This is a genomic window from Rheinheimera sp. B2H12 (genome assembly GCF_059620065.1).
The window spans coordinates 4,981,533-5,004,392 of sequence record NZ_CM184363.1 but is presented as its reverse complement, the minus strand read 5'-3'; the positions used below and the strand labels follow the sequence as shown (position 1 = coordinate 5,004,392).

Genomic DNA, 22,860 nt, shown 5'->3' with positions numbered 1-22,860 from the left:
ATTTTATCACTTTAACGTTTAGACCCCCTTTTTTATCTGCCTATACCCTAGCCGCAAGATTTGTTCAGAAGCGAACTGTACCGCTTGATGGTCTAGCAGCACCAAGATGGCTGCTTTTGTTGTTGGAGAATAATAAAAATATGCAAAACAACACAGCAATATCATTACAGATTTTTGACAAAGAACTGGCGTTTGAGCACCTGATTGCAGTGCTGCAGTATCATTTACAGCAGCAACCGGACCGGGACATTGTGATTGTGCTGGCGGACGGAGAAGAAGAAAGTGGCCGTCTGACTTACCGGCAACTGGATGTCCGGGCCCGGGCTGTTGCTGCTCAGTTGCTGCAGCAGAGCCAAGTGTCAGCCACAGCAGACAAACCCAGAGCCTTGCTGGCGTTTAACAACGGTATTGAATTTATCGTGGCATTTTATGCCTGTCTGTATGCAGGGGTTTGTGCTGTGCCTGTCTACCCGCCGCAGCATCGGCAGACTTATCTGCAGCGGCTGGACCTGATTGCGGCAGATTGTCAGGCCGAGTTTATCCTCGGTATGAATGAATATCTGAGCAACGTGAGCAGCCACTTTGCCGAATTTCCGTGCTTAAGCCAACTGAAGGCCATCGCGGTAGATAGCACCATGGCTGAACCCTGCCAGTCTGTTGTGTCGGCCTGGCCGCAGCTGCAGGCGACCGATCTGGCCTTTTTGCAATATACCTCAGGGTCTACTTCAGCCCCAAAAGGGGTGATGGTCAGTCATCAGAATTTATTGCACAACATCCGTTGTATGCAGCAGCGTTTCGGCCATACCGAGCGGGATGTGATCGTTTCCTGGTTACCGATGTTCCATGATATGGGGCTGATTGGGGTGGTGTTGCAAGCTATTTGTATTGCTGCGACCTGTGTGGTGATGATCCCGGCCGCTTTTTTACAAAAACCACTGCGCTGGTTATACGCGGTGTCCAGATATGGCGGTACTTCAACCTTTGCCCCTAATTTTGCGTTTGATCTCTGTGCCGACCGTGCCACAGCAGCCGATATCGCGGCGCTGAATTTATCCAGCTGGCGGATGGCTCTCAATGGTGCTGAGCCTATCCGCGTCCAGACGCTGGAACGGTTTGCCGCCACTTTTGCCGCCGCAGGATTTGCCGCGACGACTCTGTATCCAGGTTATGGTCTGGCGGAGGCGACTTTATTTGTCTCTGGTTCGCCCAAAGGCACAGGTCCGGTGTTACTGGATGTGGATGCGCTGAGCTACCAGCAACAGCAGGTGGTGCCGGTTGCGGCCGGAACTGCGGGTAGTGTTCGCCTGGTCAGTTCAGGCCAGCCATCCGATCTGCATCAGTTGCTGATCGTTGACCCGGACAGTCATCAACGGCTGGCAGAGGGGCAGATTGGTGAAATCTGGCTGTCCAGTGCCAGTGTGGCGCAAGGCTATTGGCAAAACAGCGAGCAGACCCGTGAGGTATTCCAGGCCAGGCTCGCTGACTCGCCAACCGACCAGCATTTTATGCGCACCGGTGATTATGGGTTTCTATGGCAGCAACAATTGTATATTGCAGGCCGGATCAAAGATGTCATCATCATTCGCGGTGCCAATTATTATCCACAGGCGCTGGAAGAAGCGCTGCAAAGTGCTGTTGCAGGCTGTAAGGCCAATGGTGCTGCCGCTTTCAGTGTTGAGGTGACGACCGGACTCAGCACAGAAGAAAAACTGGTGATAGTGCAGGAAGTCGAACGGACCTGGGTGAAAAAACTGGATGTTGCCGAGGTGTTTGCCAAGGCCCGGCAAGTGATCAGTGAGCAGTTTGGTCTGCAACTGTATGATTTGGTGTTAATTAACCCGGCGACGCTGGCTAAAACGTCCAGTGGCAAAATTCAGCGGCGTAAAGTCAAAGCGCTGTACTTGCAACAGCAACTGGCCGTGTTCGCCCGATTTGACCACAGCAGTCCGCCACCGGCGCTGCTCCCCGTTGCTGCCGCACCCCAACTGACCGCAGAAGAACAGGCGCTGTGTCAGATGATCAACATGGTGCTGGCGGCTCAGGCCAGAGTGGATGTGACCAGCATAGTGCCAACCCAGCATATCACCAGCCTTGGCCTGGATTCGCTGGTGCTGGTCAATGTGACGCAGACCCTGCAATTCATGACGGGTGTTGCGCTCAGCACAGAACAATTGCTGACTGCCAGCAGTTTACTGGACATCGCCAGGTTGATGATTCAGTTACGCCAGCAAGGACAACAGCAGCAGACGACCGGAGCCGAGGTGCCGGTGGTAAAAAAGTCGGCAGCGCCCTGTGCGCTGAGTCTGAATCAGCAACAGCTTTATCTGTTGTATGAGAAGTCACCGGCGGCCAGTGCTTACCATGTCCCATTATGTCTGACCGGTCAGTTTGATGCCGCCAGGGTCCAGGCCGCTTTAACTCAGTTAGCACAGCAGCATCCGGCGTTGCGCTGCCGGCTGCAAGCGGACAGCGCGGCAGCACTCAGCCAGCACTTCAATGCTCCGGACCCGGTGCTGCAGGTGCACCAACTGGCGGCGGATCTGTCTGTGACAGCGCTGCATGCGGTGATCCTGGCCGAATCCCGACGGCCTTTTGAGCTGGCTGGCGGTACGCTGTGCCGTTTTGACTTATGGCTGCCTGCTGCTGACGCAGCTCACCGCGAGCAGGCTGGTTTTTTATTGCTCAACTTTCATCATATCGTCATTGATATGGTGTCGATGCTGACGCTGGTGGAACAGTTGCTGGGCCTGCTGAGTGGTCAATTACAGCAGCTACCGGCGCCGCTGCGGGATTATCAGGATTTTGTCAGGCTCCAGGCCAGTGCTGTTAACACCGCAGCTGTGGCGTTCTGGCAACAGCAGTTCAGTCAGCCGTTTGCGGTGTTGCAGTGGCCGTTGCAGCAAGCCAGACCGGCACAGCAACAGTTTGTCGGCAGCAGTCTGGATTTTGCCATGACACTGCAACAAAGTCAGGTATTGCGCCAGTTTGCCAGCCAGCAGCAGGTTACTTTGCATACAGTGTTGCTCAGTATTTATCAGATTTTTCTCAGCAAACTCTGTTATCAGCGTGATTTTGCCATTGGGGTGCTCAATGCAGGTCGCCCTGCTGCCGAATACCAGCAGGTGCTGGGCTATTTTGTGCAACCGGCAGTGTTCCGAGCCAGTTTGCCAGCGGGTGTGTCCAGCGCAGTCCTGTTGCAAAACACCCAGCAACAAATGCTGCAAATCGCCAGCCATCAGCATGGCGCGCTGGCCGCCTTACTGGACTATCCGGCCGCCGAGACTCCGGCCGGGGTACCGCCGGTCTTTCAGACCTTGTTTAGTTTTTATGCTGCCACTGCGCTCGGTTTGACACCATTTCGGCCCGGTGCTGCCAGCACGCCGATCCGGGCATTTCAGCAGTTTGCGGTCCATCATCTGCCAAGCCCGGGTGCGCAACTGGATTTATCCTTGTTGTGTGCCGAATATCAGCAGCAATTGTGCTGTCGCTTCGAATATAACAGCGCCTTGTTTACCGAGTCTGAGGTGCAGCAGTTTGCCCTCTGGCTGACAGACATTGCTCAGCAATTTGTGCAGCCAGCCATCACTGGGGTACGGCAGATTGCCTTGATCGCGGCGATGAAACACAGTCGACAGCAAGCCCGTATTCCTTCGCCGCAACAAAGCGACGCTGAGCTGGATCAGGTGCCGGTTAGTCAGCAAATCTGGCACAACATGCAGCAATTTGCTGCGCACAGCGCTGTGCACTGTGAGGGGGAAACCCTGAGTTATGCCCAGTTGCAGCAGCGGGTGCAACCCTTGTTGCAGCTGTTGTTACAACAGACCACCGCCGGTGATGTGGTGGCACTCGCCAGCTACCGCTCTGTTGATATGATTGTGGCGATCCTGGCCATCCTGCAAGCAGGTTGCGCCTACTTGCCACTGGACCCGGATCAGCCGGCAGAGCGGTTGCAGTATTGCCTGAACACGGCCAGACCCAGACTGGTGCTGACCCAGCCGGCGACAGCAGCAGTGCTGGCACAAATCAATCAACTGGCCAGCACGCCCTGGCCAGAACTGGCGATCCAGCAGTGGCCAGCGCCCGGCGCTGATACAGCGATGCCGCGCCCGGTGACTGCAGACAGTGCGGCTTATGTGATTTTTACCTCAGGTTCCACCGGTCAGCCGAAGGGGGTGGTGAACAGCCATGCCGGTTTAGCCAACAGATTAGGCTGGATGGCCCGGCATTATCAGGTGCAGGCCTCCTGCCGCATCTTGCAAAAAACCCCTTATACCTTTGATGTGTCGGTGTGGGAATTGCTGTTACCGCTGCTGACCGGGGGTTGTCTGGTGATGGCAAAACCCGATGGTCATAAAGATGTGGCTTATCTGGCCACGCTGATTGCCGAGGCTGCAGTGGACAGAGTGCACTTTGTGCCATCGATGCTGGAGATTTTTATTGATGATCTCAGCCATGAGACGACACAGCTGGCGAAGCTCGGCAGCCTGCAGCAGGTGTTTTGCAGTGGTGAAGCCCTGAGCAAACATCTGCAACAGCGTTTTCATCAGTTGCTGCCGGCTTGCCAGTTGCATAATTTATATGGTCCGACCGAAGCGGCGATTGATGTAACCGCATGGCATTGCCAGCCGCAGGATCGGTTCCTGACGGTGCCGATCGGCCACAGTATCAGTGGCATTGAGTTATATGCGCTGGATCAAGACGGCATGCCGGTTCCCCCTGGAGTGACGGCAGAACTCTTTATCAGTGGTATTGGTCTGGCGCAAGGTTATATCAATAAGCCTGCACTGACGGCAGCACGTTTTGTGCCAAATCCATTTGCCCGGCAGTCTGCCGCTGAATATCAGCGGATGTATCAGACCGGTGATTTGGTGCGTTACCAGCCCGCCGGGTTGATTGAATATCTGGGACGCACTGACAATCAGGTTAAAATTCGTGGTTTCCGCATTGAGCTGGCCGAAGTTGAAGCCCGGGTAGTACAACTGCCGGCTGTGCGGGAAGCCGCTTGTCTGGTGCAGGGCCAGGGCGCGGCGGCACGACTGCTGTGTTATGTGGTGCTGCATCAGCAGGATCGTTGCGGTACTGCCGAACTGAAAACGGCCCTGGCTGCCGTGTTACCGGCTTATATGGTGCCTGATCTGTGGATACCGCTGCAGTCGATGCCGTTGAATGTCAACGGTAAATTAGACCGCAAGTTATTGCCGACTGTGCACCTGAGCAGCGCGGACGAGGTTCAGGCCGCAGCGGAAAATGCCGATGAGCAGTTTGTACTGGACTGTTTTGCGGCATTATTGCAACTGCCGGCCACACAGCTGGGTCGTGACAGTCATTTCTTTAACGCCGGTGGCCATTCTTTGCTGGCAGCCCGGCTGGTGCAGACATTAAACCAGCAGTACGGTTGTACTTTACGGTTGCGCGATATTTTCCAGGCGCCGACTGTCGCGGCAATAGCGCAGTTACTGCTGCCGCAGCCGCCATCGGACTGCGAACCGGTGTTGCCGGCCAGCTCCGGGCCGCTACGGCAGTTATCTTCTTCCCAGCAACGGTTGTGGTTTCATCACCGGCTGGAAGGCGCCAGTGGGGTGTATAACATTCCGTTGATCCTGCAACTGGCTGCGCCGCTGCAACTGCCTGCCTTACAACAGAGTGTGGATCAGTTGTTGCAACAATATCCGCTGTTACAGGCGCTGTATGCTGTGTGTCCGGCAGATGCCAGACTTGGGGTGATGATCCCGCAACCCGCGTTGCAGTGCCTGGTCCGGCACCAGCAGGTCGCCACTCAGGCGGAGCTTGAGCTGGCGCTGAGCCAGGCGGCAGAACAGCCTTTTGTGCTGGAGCAGGAATTACCCATTCGCCTGCACAGCTTCGAACTGGCAGGTCATGCTTATCTGTTACTTTGCCTGCATCATATTGTGGCTGATGGTCAGACGCTGGAACTGGTGTTGCAGGCATTGTCGGCCGGTTATCTGCGGGCTCTGGCTGGCGAACCCGCACCAGTGACTGCAACGCTGGGTTATCAGAGTTATGTCGAGTGGCAGCAGCAATGGCTGCAAAGTCAGGCCGCTGTCACAGAACTGGCGTTCTGGCGACAGGAGCTGGCTGATTTACCGCTGTTGCTGGATCTGCCTTATGATATGGCCCGGCCCGCCCGGCAACAAACGAGCGGTGACAGTATCCGTTTTCAGTTGGAACCGGCGTTAAGTCAGCAACTGGCAGCTGTGGCGGCGGCGCATGATGCAACCTTATATATGTTGCTGCTCAGCGCGTTTAGTCTGCTGCTGGCGCGCTACAGCCGCCAGACCGATCTGCCGATTGGTACTCCTGTGTTTGGCCGGCCTGTTGCGGCGCTGGAGCAGGTCGTTGGCTATTTTGCCAATACCCTGGTGATCCGGCAGCAACTGAGCGAACTGGAGACAGTGGCGCAGGTTATCGAAAGCACCAAAACCCGGCTGATGGCGGCGTATGATCATCAGTTGCTGCCCTTTGAGTCGCTGGTAGAACAATTAAATCCGCAGCGCAGCCTCAGTTTCAGTCCGTTATTCCAGGTCATGTTTGCGCTGGAACATCGTGATCCACAGCCGACACTGTTTGGCGGCCAGACCCGTATTCTGGCCAGAGAACATCAACTGGCGAAGTTTGATCTGTCGCTGATGATGGAAGTCTCTGACCAGGCCGGTGCACCGCACATTGGCGGTTATCTGGAATTTGCCAGCAGTTTGTTCAGTCGTCAGACCATGCAACAGTGGCTGGGGCATTTTCAACAATTGCTGCAGGCGATTTGTCAGGCACAGCAGAGTCAGTTGCAGGTTAACTGGCGGCAACTGGCGTTATTGTCAACTGCCGAACAAAGCCGCGCCTGCCAGCTGGGACTTGGGCCTGAGCAGGCCGAACTGCCAGCCAATCTGCTGCAGGCTTTTTATCAGAGTTATCAGCAGGCTCCCGCTGCCATAGCAGTCTCTGATCAGGCTGGTCACTACAGTTATCAGCAACTGGCGGCACAGGCCAGCCGAGTGGCAACACAGTTACTGCAGGCCGGTATCCAGCCGCAGCAACCGATCCTGCTAGCCACCAGTGCTGATGTGTCGCGGATTGTCGCGTTGTTAGCGGTCCTGATGGCCGGTGCCTGTTATGTGCCACTGGACCCGGCCAGCCCGGCAGCCCGCAATCAGCGGATTGCCAGGCAAAGTCAGGCCAGTATCCTGCTATGCTCGGCTGATACGGCGCTGCCAGCTGGCTTGGCTGAGCTTGAGTTATCCGTGCTGTTGCTGCCAAGTGCTGCAGTTGTCAGCCAGCCACAGCCCGCCTTGACGGCGGCACAGTGGCAACAATTGCCGGGCTGGCAACTGACTGCGGCAGCGCCTGTGTATCTGATGTTTACGTCGGGGTCGACCGGTGAGCCCAAAGGCACTTTAATCCCGCAGCGCGGCGTGTTGCGGCTGGTGACAGCTGCCAGTTTTATGCAACTGGATGCCAGCACTGTGTTTTTGCATGCAGCCCCGCTGGCCTTTGATGCCTCCACGCTGGAAATTTGGGGGCCACTGCTCAATGCTGGCCGACTGGTGATCAGTGCCGAAACATTGTTGTCGGCAACCCTGTTACAGCAACTGATCGCGGCGCAACAAATTAATGCTGCCTGGCTGACCTCTTCGCTATTTAATCATCTGACCGATCAGGATGTGCATTGTGTCAGTGGTCTGCAGCAATTGCTGATCGGTGGTGATCAGGTTTCAGCTGCCCATGTGGCCAGAGTGTATCAGGCCAATGCACAGATCCAACTGATCAATGGTTACGGTCCGACCGAAACGACCACCTTTGCTGCCTGTTACCCAATCCCAAGAACTGCCACACTGGCAGGCGCGACAGTCCCGATTGGTTTGCCAATTCAGCACACCCAACTTTATATCGTGGATGAACAGTTACAGCTGGTGCCGGAAGGCGCTGCCGGTGAGCTGTTGATTGGGGGGGCCGGACTGGCGCTGGGGTATCTGGCGCAGCCAGAGCTGACGGCTGAGAAATTTATCGCCGATCCATTCCGTGCCGGCCAGCAGGTGTATCGCAGTGGCGATATAGTCCGGCGTGATCGGCACGGTGTGATCCATTTTATCGGCCGGGCCGATCAACAGGTGAAACTGCGCGGCTTCCGCATCGAACTGGCGGAGATCAGCGCCGCGCTGTTGCAACAACCTCAGGTACAGCAGGCCGCTGTGGTGGTCGAGGGGGCCGCCCAGGATAAGCGGTTGCTGGCTTATGTGGTGTTACAGGCGGGCTGCGCGCAACCCGACGCGCTTGAATATTGCCGGCAGTTGCAACAACAGTTGCAGCAACATTTACCGGCTTACCAAATTCCGGCGGCAATTCAGCCACTGGCGGCATTGCCGCTGACGGCCAATGGTAAACTGGATGTGCGGGCCTTACCGGCGGTGGACTGGAGCCTGTGGCTGAACAGCGAGTATCAGCCACCACAGACCAAGACTGAAGCGCAATTAGCCGAATGCTGGGCACAGCTTTTTCAATTACCCGTCAGCAGCATCAGCCGGTCGGCCGACTTTTTTGCGCTGGGTGGGCATTCGTTACTGGTGGCCAGACTCAGTCATTGGGTCAGTCAGCACTTGCAGAAAACCCTCAGTTTAGCGGCGGTATTTGCCACGCCACAACTGGCGGCACTGGCTGCGCAACTGGAGCAGCAGGCCAGTATCAGCACTGACAGCATTGAGTGCCTGCCAGTCAGCGCACCGCTGGAGTTGTCTTATGCCCAGCAGCGACTGCTGTTCATTGAGCAATCGGCTGAGCCAACCGCAGTTTATAATGTGCCGCTGTTCCTGCTGTTTGAGCATGGGGTTGAGCCTCTGCGCTTGCAACAAGCACTGCAATTGTTGCTGGAACGGCATCAGGTGTTGCGGACGCTATATCCGGCGCTGGGGGATCAGCAGGTTGCCCGGCTGGTGCCATTACCAGAAGACTGGTGGCAGCAGGCCGCGCTCCCAGCCGGACTGGATCCGGCGGCACTGCTCAGTGCATCCGAGGTGCCCGCCGACTGGAGCCGTTATCTGCAACAGTTTGCCAGCCGGCTTTTTGTCCTGACCCGCGAAATCCCGTTCCGACTGCAGTGGCTCAGCCTGGCGGATGATGCAGGTTTGCTACTGTTATGCTTCCATCATATTGCTGTTGATGGCTGGTCCCGGCAGTTGTTTGTCAAGCAATTGCTTAGTGCTTATCAGCAACAGTTGCAGTTTGCCGCACAGCCACTGCAGTATCAGCATTATGCGCACTGGCAGCGCCAGCAGCAGGCCCGTGATCTGCAGCAACTGGCGTACTGGCGGCAGCAATTGCAAGGCTTGCCGCCATTACTGGAATTACCGACCGATCAGCCCAGACCGGTCTGGCGTCAGTATGCAGGTGATTGCCTGCCGGTCCAGTTGACGCCTGCTCTGCAGCTACAATTGCAGCAGTTCTGCCGACAACAGGGGCTGACCCCTTACATGGTCTTGCTGGCAGGTTTCTGGGTGTTACTGGCCAAACACAGCGGTGAGCAGGATATTGCGGTTGGTTCAGTGGTCGCAAACCGGCAGCACAGTGCCCTGGCTGAGCTGGTGGGGTTCTTTGCCAATACTCTGGTGTTGCGGGGCTTGCTGGATCCGGCGCAGCAAGTCAGCAGTCTGTTGGCACAGGCTAAAACTACAGTGCTGGCCGCACAGGAACATCAGGATGTACCTTTTGAGAAAGTGGTTGAAGCGCTGAACCCACCGCGCAGTACCGCTTACAGCCCGCTGTTCCAGGTGATGTTCAGTCTGCTGCAGCAATCTGAGCCATGGCCGCAGCTGAGCAGTCCGGCGCTGCGGACGCTGGAAGTTCCGCATCAACTGGCAAAATTTGATTTATCGCTGATGTTGCACAGTCAGGACGATCAGCTGAGTGGTTATATCGAATACAACAGCCAGTTGTTCAGTCCGCGCAGTATCAGCCGTTACTGGCAGCATTATCATTATTTGCTGGAGCAGATGCTGGCGCAGCCACAGTGCAGCCTGGCCAGTTTAAGCCTGGAGCCCCAAGAGCAGTTGCTGGCGGTGCAACTGGCGCAGCAACCTGCAACGCTGACCTTTGCCGATGAAACCTTACCGCAGGCGTTTATGCAACAGGCCGCACGCCAACCGGAGGCGATTGCGCTGGTGTGCGGCGGACAACACTGGCGGTATCGCACACTGCAGCAACAGGCCACCCACCTTGCCTGTCACTTGCAGCAAGCCGGGGTGCGGCCAGGCCAGGCGGTGGCGGTTTATCTGCCGCGTCAGGCGGCACTGGTCCTGAGTTTGCTGGCCATTCAACTGGCGGGCGGCTTTTATGTACCGCTGGATCCACAGTATCCGGCCCAGCGCAGCCGCAACATTATGCACAGTGCCAAACCTGTGCTGATCCTGACCAGCCCGCAGTTCGCCGCTGTAGTCGCAGAGTTCAGTGACAGTCCGCAACTGCTGCTGACGGACCACATCTGGCAACAGCCTGCCACGGCAACCGCAATCGCAACCGCGCTGGTGCCTGCGCAGGGCGTGCCCGATCTGCAACCGGCTTATGCCATTTATACCTCGGGTTCGACCGGGCAACCGAAAGGGATCCTGATCCATCAGCGCAATCTGATGTCGATGTTACGCTGGGCTGAAGCCAGCTTTGACTGGCAGCAACGCCGGCATATTCTGGCCGCCACCTCGATCTGTTTTGATTTGTCGGTGTTTGAGCTGTTTCTGCCACTGGTGACTGGTGGTTGTCTGACGCTGGTCCAGGATGTACTGAGCCTGCTTGAGCCGGCTTGTCTGCAGTTACAGGATCCGCAAGCGCAGGCATTATGCGGGCCTGTCACCTTAATCAATACTGTGCCTTCTGCGATGGATGTGCTGGTGGCGGCACAGCGGCTGCCGCTCAGTGTCAATACCGTCAATCTGGCGGGGGAACCGCTGAGCCGTGCTCTGGTTGACCGCATCTATGCCTGTGGCCATGTCGACGCCGTGTATAACCTGTACGGACCTTCGGAAGATACCACTTACAGCACCTGTTATCTGGTGCCACGTGATCCACAAGCGGACAACTGGCATGACAAACCATTGATTGGTCAGGTGATCGCCAACAGTCGTGGCTACATCCTGGACCGGGGCGGGAATTTGCTGCCGGATGGTGTGGCCGGTGAGCTTTATCTGGCCGGGGAAGGGGTGGCGCATGGTTATCTGGGCCAGCCTGAACTGAGCGCGAAAGTGTTTTTGCCTGATCCATTCCATCCATCTGGCGGCAGAATGTACCGGACCGGTGACAAAGTACGCCGGTTGCCGTCCGGCATGCTGGATTATCTGGGGCGACTGGATCATCAGCTGAAATTACGCGGCTTTCGGATCGAACCCGGTGAGATTGAAGCTGTGGCAGCCCAGGTGCCAGGAGTGCGGGAAGCCGTGGCCGTGGTGAACCGGGCGCAAGGCGAACATCTGGTGCTGTTTGTGTTACCAGCACAGCAGACTGACGCCGCTGTTTTACTGCAGGGCATCAGCCAGCGTCTGGCTGACAGTCTGCCTGACTATATGCAGCCAGCGGCACTGGAAATCTGTCAGCAATTTCCGACCCTGCCCAATGGCAAGATTGATCGCAGCGCCCTGCAACAGACGGAGCTGGTCAGTTTACAACCACGGGCGCTGGTCGCGCCGGTCACTGCGACAGAGCAGTGGCTGGCTGCGATCTGGCAACAGTTGTTACAGCAGCCACAGATTGGCCGGCATGACCACTTTTTTGAGCTGGGCGGTCATTCATTGCTGGCCACTCAGCTTGTCACGCGGATCCGCCAGCACTATGGCGTGGAATTACCGCTCAGGAAAATTTTTCAGCATGCGGAATTACAGGCACAGGCTGCGGCACTGGAGTTATTGCTGACCAGCCAGCAACTTGCCGTCATCCACAGCGACACTGACGTGGCAGATATGGAAACAGGGACACTATGAGTTTACAGCTATTACTTGATGATTTGCAGCGCCAGCAAATCCGGATCTGGGTGGACGCCGGTCAGTTAAAGTTTACTGCGGCCAAAGGTGCGATGACGGAGGCATTAAAAGCGCAACTGATGACGCATAAAGCCGAACTGATTGAATTGCTGTCAAAGCGGCAGCAGCCGCAGGCAGTCCCGGCGGCCAGTGTGCAACTGCTGTCCTTTGCCCAGCAACGGCTGCTGTTTATGGCGCAGGCCTTTGGCGATTCTGCCCTGTACAATATGCCGGCGGTATACCAGATTGACGGCCCGCTGTCGCCGCAGCGGTTGCAGCATTGTCTTGATCAATTGCTGCAAGGGCATCCGGCATTGCGCACGGCTTTTGTGCAGCAGCACGGCGACTATGTGGCCGAGCTGCAGCCTGTCACCCAGTGGCCGTTGCAGCACCAGTTCGTGACCGCAGCAGAGCTGGCGGCCGCTGAGGCCCAGGCGCTGGCTTATCCGTTTTGTCCGCAGCAGGCTCCGCTGTGCCGGGCTTTTTTGTTCAGCCTGGACCCACACAGTCATCGGCTGATCCTGAATCTGCATCACCTGATTGCCGATGGCTGGTCACATCAATTGCTGTGGAAACAGTTATGGCAACTGTACCGGGGTGAACCGCTGCAGTTCAGTCAGTACCATTATGGTCATTTTGTGGCATCGCAACGGCAGTGGCTGCACAGCCCTGCTTATCAGCAACAAAAACAATTTTGGTTAACGCATTTAACCGGCGCACCGGCACGGATTGATTTACCGCTGGATAAACCAAGACCGGCGCAGCAGGATTATCGCGGCGCTGTCTGCCTGTTTGAGCTGGATGCCACGTTAACAGCACAACTGACACGTTATGCCAGTCAGCAACACAGTTCCTTATATCTGGTCGGGCTGGCGGCGTTGTTTTATACCTTGCATAAATACGCCGGTCAGCAGGATATCTGCATCGGGACTCCGGTCGCTAACCGCCAGCAGCAATGCTTTGAAGAGGTGGTTGGCTTTTTTGCCAATGTGCTGACCTTACGCCAGCAACTGGATCCACAGCGGACGCTGGCTGAATTAACGCGCCTGTTGCGGGATCAGGTGCTGGATTGTTTTGAATATCAGGATTTCCCCTTTGAACAGGTGGTGGAACATCTGCAACCTGAGCGCAGCCTGAGCTACTCACCGTTATTTCAGGTGATGTTTATTTTCGAGCAGTCGCAGCAGCCAGAACAAGTCGCAGATCTGCAATTGCAACCAGGCATTGTGGATGTCGGCTTGTCGAAGTTTGATTTGACGCTGACCCTGAAAAAACATGGTAACCGTCTGACGGCCGGTATCGAATACAGCTGTGCTTTATTTGAGGCGGATACTATCCAGCGTCTGAGCCGGCATTACCAGCAGGTCTTACGCCAACTGGTCAGCAATGATCAAATATCGCTGGCCAGCCTGTCGTTAATGGATGACAGCGAACGGCAGCAGGTGTTGTATGGCTTTAACCAGACCGCACTGTCTTATGCCAGCCATGCGCCCTGTTATCGTCAGATCCTGCAGCAAGCCAGCATCAGACCACAGCAACTGGCGCTGACGGATGGCACGGACAGCTGGACTTATCAGCAGTTACTGCAGCAGAGCTCTACGATTGCCGCCAGATTACAGCAGCATGGCATAGGACGCGGCGATCGGGTTGGTATCTATCTGGATCGCCGTTGTGTGCTGGTGGCCAGTATGCTGGCGGTCTGGCAATGTGGCGCGGCTTATGTGCCGGTGGATCTGCATTTTCCGCTCGTTCGGCAGCAAATGATAGTGCAGGATGCCAGCCTGACCCTGCTGCTGACGCGGTCACAGCTGGCGACGCCTGCAGTGGCGCTGGGCGCGACAGTGTTGCTGGTGGATGAACAGCAGACGACAGCGCCAGAGTTCCAGCCGGTCACTCCTGATCCCGAGGATCTGGCCTACCTGATTTTTACCTCAGGTTCGACGGGCCGACCCAAAGGCGTGAAGGTGACACATCGTAATGTGCAGAACTTTTTCGCCGGGCTGGATCAGCAGGTTGAGCCCAGTGTGGCTGCCGCCGGAACAGTGCCGGTGTTCCGGGCTTTAACCAGTATTTCGTTTGATATTTCAGTGCTGGAATTGTTCTGGACCCTGAGCCGGGGCTTTCAGGTGTTGCTGGAACAGGACCACTTTTCTGCGCTGGCGGCACAGGGGCAACAAGCCAGACAGCAGCGCCACCCGAAACTCAGTCAGTTGCAATTCAGTCTGTTTCATTTTGCTTCAGACGAAAGTGCCAGCGCCGATAAATATTTTCTGCTGCGGGAAGGTGCCAGTTTTGCCGATCAGCACGGTTTCTCTGCGGTCTGGATCCCGGAGCGGCATTTCCACCCATTTGGCGGGCAGTTCCCGAACCCGGTGGTGGCCGCGGCGGCAGTGGCGGCCATCACCAAACGGATCGAAATCCGGTCCGGTAGTGTGGTGTTGCCGTTGCACAATCCGATCCGGGTCGCGGAGGAATGGTCGATGGTGGATAACCTGTCGCAGGGGCGGGTTGGCCTGTCGATTGCGTCAGGTTGGCATTTTAATGATTTTGTGCTGAAACCGGAAAACTTCCGCCAGCGCCATGACATTATGAAATCCTCCATCAGTCAGTTGAAGCAGTTGTGGGCCGGACAGCAAGTGGCGGCCGTTGATGGCAATGGGGATCCGGCGCTGGTCCGGATTTATCCCAGCCCGGTGCGGCCGGAATTACCCCTTTGGATCACTGCGGCTGCCAATCCGGAAACTTTCCGCTACGCCGGGGAAATTGGTGCCAATGTCCTCACTCACCTGCTAGGGCAAAGCCTGGCGGAGCTGAAAGAAAAAATCGCCATTTACCGCCAGGCCCGGCAGCAGGCCGGTTTTGACCCGGCCAGTGGCAATGTCACGCTGATGCTGCATACCTACCTCTGCGATGATCATGAACTGGCGATGCAGCGGATTGAAAAACCATTTAAAGACTATCTGCGCACGTCGATCAATCTGCTCTTGCCAGTGGCCAGAGAGCAGGGACTGGATGCGGCCGAAGATCTGGAACTGGTGGTAGAAGCCGGTTTCCAGCGTTATGCCGGTAGTTCGGCGTTATTCGGCACTGCGACTTCCTGTCTGGCGCTGGTGAATCAGCTGGCGGCAATTGATATTGATGAAATCGGCTGCCTGATCGATTTTGGGGTGGATCCTGAGTTGGTGGTGCAGAGTTTCGACCAACTGAACCAACTGCGGCAGCGGGTACAGCAAGAGACTGCCGAACCACTGGTGCTGAGCGGGCCTGTGGCAACCCATATCCAGTGCACGCCTTCTTATGCCAGATTGATGCTGGAGTCTGACCAGATGCGGCAGAGTCTCAGCCAGGTGCAGGGCTTTTTTGTCGGGGGGGAAGCGCTGAGTGAACAACTGGCCACTGAGCTTAAGGCCAGCATTGCCGGACGGTTGTACAATATGTACGGACCCACCGAAACCACAGTTTGGTCGGCGATCAGTCAGGTCCAGGACGGCGATATCCGGCTTGGATTGCCGATGGCCAATACCCGTTTTTATGTGCTGGATGAATACCGGCAGCCGGTGCCGTTTGGCATTAAAGGGGAGCTGTATATTGCGGGTGATGGTGTTAGCGCTGGTTACTGGCTGCGCGATGATCTGACCGCCGAAGCCTTCTGGCCTGATCCATTTTGCAGCGAGCCTGGTGCCAGAATGTACCGGACCGGTGATATGGTCCGGCAAACCGTCGATGGGCGTTGTCAATATTTACACCGGCGCGATAATCAGGTGAAAGTCCGTGGTTTCCGGGTTGAGCTGGATGAAATCCAGCGGGCGCTGGAGCAACAACCGCAGGTAACGCAGGCCGCTGTGGTGATAGTGCCGCATGAACAGCAAGGCGGCACTATATTCGCCTGTGTCGTGGCTGCCGACAGCAGCGATCCAAGTGGACTAAGCACGGAATTATTGGTCAGTCTCAGGCAACAACTGCCGGATTATATGGTGCCATCCCGGCTGCTGGTGCTGGATAGTCTACCTTATACCCCCAATGGCAAACTGGATACCAGAGCGCTGATCAGCATGGCAGGTCAGACGCAACAACGGCAGTTAACCCCGCCCGTCAATGATACCGAACAACGTCTCAGCCAGATTTGGCAACAATTATTAGCGCTGGATGTGATCAGTACCCAGGACAGTTTCTTCGAACTGGGTGGCCACTCTTTATTGCTTGGCAAACTGCAGCAACAGCTGCAACAGCAGTTCCAGGTCCTGATCGATATCATCGACCTGTTTAAGTACCCCACTATCCAGAGCCTGGCTGCCCGCCTTGATGCAGAGCAAGCCGGGACTGACACCACTCAGACCAAACGGGAACGGCGGCAGGTTGACCGTGCCGTCGTGGATCAGGTTCGTAATCAGATGAGACAGAGAAGCAGCCGTGGAAAATAACAACAAAAACTTAAACTACATCGCAGTGATCGGGATGTCCGGACGTTTTCCCGGTGCTGAAACTGTTGAGCAATACTGGCACAACTTACTGGCAGGTCAATGTGCGGTCACTGAGTTAACTGATCAGGACTTGCGGGAGTCCGGCGTGCCGGAACGATTGATCCAGGATCCGTATTTTGTCAAAAAAGCCTATCCGCTGGCCCAGATTGACAGTTTTGACGCGGCGTTTTTTCAGTTCACGCCCAGAGAAGCTGAAATCACCGATCCACAACAGCGGTTATTGCTCGAATGTTGTTATGAAGCGCTGGAAGATGCCGGACACACAGTGGCCAACTTTCCCGGCCTGATCGGTGTGTATGCCGGTACAGGATCGATGAGTTATTACATGCGTAATCTGGCACCAAATCAGGATCTGCTGGATGCAGTAGGTCCACTGCGGATGTCGATTGGCAATGAAAAAAGTTTTGCCAGCACTATGGTGTCTTACAAGCTGGATTTGACAGGCCCCAGTGTCAACGTTGATACGGCCTGTTCCACTTCGCTGGTGGCCATTCATCAGGCTTGTCAGAGTTTGCTCAGTTACGACTGTGACATGGCGCTGGCTGGTGGCGTGAGCCTGGATGTGCCGCAGAAGATGGGCATGCTTTACAAAGAAGGCAGCATTATTGCACCGGACGGGATTTGCCGGCCTTTTGATGCTATGGCCAGAGGCACAGTTAAAGGCAATGGTGCCGGTATTGTCGTGCTGAAGCGGTATCAGGATGCGCTGGATGATGGCGATCATATTTACGCCATCATTCGGGGTTCGGCTGTCAATAACGATGGCTCGATGAAAGTGGGGTTCACTGCGTCCAGTATTGAAGGTCAGTCCGAAGTGATTCAGGAAGCCTTGCTGCGGGGTGACGTTGACGCCAGAGACGTCCGGTTTGTCGAAGCCCATGGCACCGGGACTATTCTGGGGGACCCGGTGGAAATCAAGGCATTGAGTGAAGTATACCGGCAACAGACCCAGGATCTGGGTTACTGCGCTGTTGGCTCCGTCAAAGCCAATATCGGCCATCTGGATATTGCCGCCGGTGTGGCCGGGCTGATTAAATCCTGTAAAGCACTGCAACAATTGCAGTTACCACCGAGCATTCATTTCAACACGGCCAATCCGAATATTGGCTTTGCCAGCACGCCTTTTTATGTGGTGCAGCAGCCAGAACAGTTGCAACTGAATGAGCGACCGCTCTGTGCCGCTGTCAGTTCTTTTGGCATCGGCGGTACCAACGCCCATGTGGTGTTACAGCATGTCGCCAGTCCAGTGTCAGAACCGGCGCGGCGGCAGCAGCAACTGCTGGTGTTGTCGGCCAAAACTGCTTCGGCTTTGCAAGCGCGGATTGATGACTTATCGGCGTTTCTGGCCACGCAACCGGCACTGGAGCTGGCCGATATCGCTTATACCCTGCAACTGGGCCGGGAGGCATTTCAGCACAGAGCCAGTCTGGCCGGCAGTGATCTGCCGACGCTGGCACGTCAGTTAGCCGAACGCGCGACTGCCCTCAGTGTGGAACCACAGTTACTGGATAAACCCAATGTGTATTTCATGTTTCCGGGTCAGGGCGCTCAGCATGCCCAAATGCTGGTTGGCCTGTACGACAGTGAAGCTGAATTCCGGCGGGTGTTTGACCAATGTGCCGCTGGCTTCCGTCAGCAACTGGCAATTGACCTCGTTGAGCTATTACGCAATGCCGATGAGCTGGCCGTGAATGCCACGCTGCATGCACAACCGTTGTTATTCAGTTGTGAATATGCGCTGGCCCATTTATGGCAATCGGAAGGCATTGTGGCTCACGGTATGATAGGCCACAGTATTGGTGAATATGTCGCCGCTTGTCTGGCTGGCGTGTTCAGTCTGCCGGATGCGATCAAGCTGGTGAGTGCCAGGGCGCGACTGATGCAAACGGTGGCTGCCGGGAATATGCTGATGGTGCAGTTGCCTGTGGCTGAGATCCAGCCTTATTTGTCAGCGCACTGCTCACTGGCCGCCATTAACGGGCCGGCCATGTGCGTGCTGGCGGGTGATAATGACAGTATCAGTGCGCTGCAGCATCAGTTTGAACAGCAGCAAATCCAAAGCCGGATCCTGCATACCTCCCATGCTTTCCATTCCTGGATGCTGGATCCGATCCTGCCGGATTTTGCCGCAGTGTTAAGCCAGATCCGTTTTTCAGCGCCAGTGCGGCCTTATATTTCCAATGTCAGCGGTGACTGGGCAGATGGCAGTCAGGTGACAACGGTCGATTACTGGTTGCGTCATCTGCGTGGCACTGTGCAGTTTGCTGACGGTCTGGCACGGCTGCTGGAGGATCCGCAGGCCATCCTGCTGGAAGTCGGGCCGGGCCAGGTCCTGACCACGCTGGCCAAACGCAGTTTTGCCGCTGAGCACGTGATCCCGTCGGCGCGTCATGCCAAAGACGTGCGAGATGATGCCGCCATCTGGTTACAGGCGGCAGGTAAACTCTGGAACAAAGGTGTACAGTTGGATTGGCAACGCTTACATGCCGGGGCGAAACGGGTCCGGGTCGCGCTGCCAACCTATCCGTTTCAACGTCAGGTGTACTGGATCACCCCGCAGGGGCAATCCCTCCGGCAGGAAAAGCTGCCACCGGAGCAGCAGCAGTCGCAGCAGTCGAAAAAAGTGTATTCAGTCGCTGAGCTGACGGCCAGTATCTGGCAACAGGCATTTGGCGTAACCAGCATCAGTGACAGTGATAACTTCTTTGAACTGGGCGGTGATTCGTTGCTAGCTACCCAGTTGATTGCAGTGTTGCGGGAACGATTGAAAGTCCATATCAGCCTGAGTGAGTTGTTTGGTGCTGAATCTTTTGCGGCCTTTGTGACCTTACTGGAAAGCCGTACTGAAGATCTGTTGCAGCTGATCAGTCAGGAACAAGCCTTACCTCAGGTGCAGCCTGATCTGGCAAATCTGCACCAGCCATTCCCGCTGACCGATATCCAGCAAGCCTACTGGGCTGGCCGGACCGGCGCTGTTGAGCTGAGTGAAGTCGCCACCCACATTTATCTGGAAGTGGATATCCGGGACGGCGATGTGCTGCGGTTTGAAGCGGCCTGGAATCAGTTGATCCGGCACCATGCGATGTTACGGGCCATTTTCCTCGATTCAGGTCAGCAACAAATTCTGCCGGAAGTGCCTTATTATGCCTTTGACATTTTTGATCTGAGCCAGGCCTCAGCCGCAGCGGCTGAACAGCAACAACTGGCGCTGCGTGAACAGATGTCGCACCAGATCCTGCCGGCCGATACCTGGCCATTATTCGATATTAAAGCCGTCAGCCGCTCAGCCCGTCAATTCCGGCTCTGTATCAGCATCGATATTCTGATCGTCGATGCCTGGAGCATGAATATGCTGATCGAGCAGTGGCTGAAACTATACCGTGACAGCAATTTCCAGTTGCGTCAGCTGCAGTTTTCGTTCCGTGATTATGTGATTGCCGAACATGCCTTACGTGACACTGCGTTGTTTAAACAGGCTGAACAATACTGGTTTGACCGGATCAACACGATTCCGCCGGCGCCAGCCTTACCGCTGGCGATGTCACCGTCTGAATTAACCGCAGTGAAATTTGCCAGACGGGTGTACCAGATGCCCAAAGCGCGCTGGGATCTGCTGAAAAAGAAAGCGCTCAGCCAGGGGCTGACGCCAACGGGTTTGCTGATCAGCGCCTTTTCGGAAGTGCTGTCCTTGTGGTGTCAGTCGTCGCATTTTACGCTGAACCTGACCAACTACAGCCGCCATCCGTTTCATCCGGATGCGGAATATATTGTCGGCGATTTTACCTCGCTCACGCTGCTGGAAATTGCCATCCAGCCCCGTCTGTCGTTGCTGGAGAACGCCAAACAAGTACAGCAGCAGCTATGGAATGACCTGGATCACCGTTATATCAGCGCTATTCAGCTGTTACGCGAAATGGGCAAAAGAACCAACAGCAGGGTCAGTATGCCGGTGGTGTTTACCAGCACCCTGGGTGGTCGGGCGCTGGACCATGAGCAGGATGCCAGTGAACTGGGAGAAGAAGTCTATGGCGTCAGCCAGACATCCCAGGTCTGGTTCGATCACCAGGTGATGGAATGGCAGGGTGATCTGAAATTCAACTGGGATGTGGTGGAAGCGCTGTTCCCGGCAGACATGATTGAAAGCATGTTCCAGGTGTATTGCGCTTATCTGGAGCGTCTGGTGGATCATCCGGCGGCCTGGGAAAGCAAACCGCTGGACAGCCTGTTACCGGGCAAAGACGCTGATCTGATCCAGCGCATGAACCGGACGCAGCAAACGCTGGAGCTGCGGATGCTGCATCGCAGTTTTATCGATGCGGCCATGTTGCATCCAGATCGGCTGGCCGTGATCGCTGCCGATCGGCAACTGACTTACCGGCAGTTGTGGGATCACGCGCAGGCCATCGCCATTTGTCTGCGGGAACAGGGGGTCAGTGCCAATAAGCTGGTCGGGATTTATCTGGATAAAGGCTGGCAACAGGTGGTTGCAGCGCTGGCGGTGCTGATGGCTGGCGGTGCTTATTTACCGCTGGATGTGAAATTGCCGGCTGATCGGATTGATTTTATTGTCGAAAACAGCGGCATGCGCGCAGTGATCAGTAGTCAGTTCTGGCTGGAGCAGGCGCCAATGGCCTTGCGCCATCTGCATCTGAATCTGGTGGAGCAGATAGCGCCGGTCGATGCCGCGCTGCTGGACTGGGAAGATGTACAAACGCTGGATGATTTAGCCTATGTGCTGTACACCTCAGGCTCAACTGGTCAGCCAAAGGGCGTGATGCTGCCGCATCGTGGCCCGGCCAATACCATTGCTGATATCAACCGCACTATTGCGATCCAGCCACAGGACCGACTGATTGGCTTGTCTGCGCTGCATTTTGATCTGTCGGTCTATGACTTGTTTGGCACGCTCAGCAGTGGCGCGGCGCTGGTGATGGTATCGCCACCGCAGTTACTGGATCCGGCCGCCTGGCACCAACTGGTGTTGCAGCATCAGATCAGTATCTGGAACACAGTGCCGGCACTGATGCAGATCTATACCGATTATCTGGCCGAAACCGGGCAGGAGTCTGCTGCTGCCCAGCATCCGCTGCGCGTGGTGATCCACAGTGGTGACTGGATCCCGGTCCGGCTGCCACGGCAGATCCGGCAATATTGCCAGCAAGCCAGCGTGCTTGGGGCTGGTGGGCCGACGGAATGTTCGATCTGGTCAGCCCATCATTGGGTGACTGAGGATGACTGCGACAAAGACAGTATTCCTTATGGTGAGCCGATGCTCAATCAGCAGATTTATATCCTGAATCAGCACCTGCAGCAGTGCCCGGTCGGTGTGGCTGGTGAGATGTACATTGGCGGATTTGGTCTGGCAGACGGTTATCTGGCCGATCCGGCCAAAACGGCGGCGCTGTTTGTGACCCATCCGGAAACTGGCAAAAGATTATATAAATCGGGTGATCTGGGCCGGCTGACCGGCGTGGCTGCGGATGGGATCGAAATTCTTGGCAGAACTGATTTCCAGGTAAAAATTAACGGTTTACGCGTTGAGCTTGGTGAAATCGAAGCCGCACTGCGGGACAGTGGTGAAGTCAGTCAGGCGCTGGTGGTGGCCACAGGAGCAGAAAAAGGCCGTGGTAAAAACCGGCTGGTGGCTTATCTGGTGGCCAAAGACGCTGCCGGCCCGACTGACGTCAGTCTGCCAGCCAAAGATGCTGAAACTCAGGCCAGACTGGTTGAGTTTAAGCTCAGCAAACCTGGGATCCGGCCAGTGCAGGCCGGCGAGCAGGTGCTGACATTACCGGCAGCGACCCGGCATCCGCAGGATTATATGAGACGCAAGAGTTACCGGGAATATTTGGGCGCCGCTCTGGACATGGCTGCATTCAGCCAGTTGCTGGCGGTGTTATCCGAATACCGCAATCAGGAACTGACGATGCCGAAGTACCGTTATGCCTCGGCTGGCTCGTTACATCCGGTGCAGCTGTATTTGCATGTAAAACCGCAGCAGGTGGCAGGTCTTGCAGGTGGTTTTTATTACTACCAGCCAGAGCACCATCAGTTGATCCAGTTACAGCAGCAACAACCGCTGACGAAAGCCTGTTGGGGCCTGGGCGAAAACCCGGAAATTTTTGACCGGGCGGCGTTTGCCTTGTTTCTGGTTGGCGAATCTGCCGCGATTGAGCCGGTGTATGGTCAGGAAGATGCCACTGGCATGATGTATCTCGAAGCGGGTTATATCGGCCAGTTGCTGATGGAAAACAGTCCAGAGTACCAGATCGGTTTGTGCCCGATTGGCTATCTGGCGCCTGATGTTCATGCCTTGCTTGGGCTGAAAGACTCACAACACATCTTGCACGCCATGGTCGGTGGTTCTGTCA

General features: G+C 55.9%; 2 protein-coding genes and 1 pseudogene. All 3 read left to right on the top strand.

Annotated elements, in window-relative coordinates:
• Positions 1-140 precede the first annotated feature (140 nt).
• Entirely contained in the window at positions 141-11,969 is an 11,829-nt protein-coding gene (locus AC53GJ_RS21090; RefSeq protein ID WP_496730373.1) for an amino acid adenylation domain-containing protein, read from the top strand.
• Positions 11,966-16,429 carry a MupA/Atu3671 family FMN-dependent luciferase-like monooxygenase gene (locus AC53GJ_RS21085; RefSeq protein WP_496730372.1) on the top strand — a complete coding sequence of 1,488 codons (4,464 nt, stop codon included), beginning with the start codon at positions 11,966-11,968 and terminating at the stop codon, positions 16,427-16,429. The genes AC53GJ_RS21090 and AC53GJ_RS21085 overlap by 4 nt, the downstream gene beginning before the upstream one ends.
• Positions 16,430-16,463: 34 nt before the next feature.
• A pseudogene (locus AC53GJ_RS21080) lies at positions 16,464-22,784 on the top strand (amino acid adenylation domain-containing protein); the annotation flags it as partial.
• Positions 22,785-22,860 lie beyond the last annotated feature (76 nt).

Coding starts and splice junctions, on each gene's coding strand:
- AC53GJ_RS21090 (WP_496730373.1), top strand. CDS start 141: ATGCAAAACAACACAGCAATATCATTACAGATTTTTGACAAAGAACTG.
- AC53GJ_RS21085 (WP_496730372.1), top strand. CDS start 11,966: ATGAGTTTACAGCTATTACTTGATGATTTGCAGCGCCAGCAAATCCGG.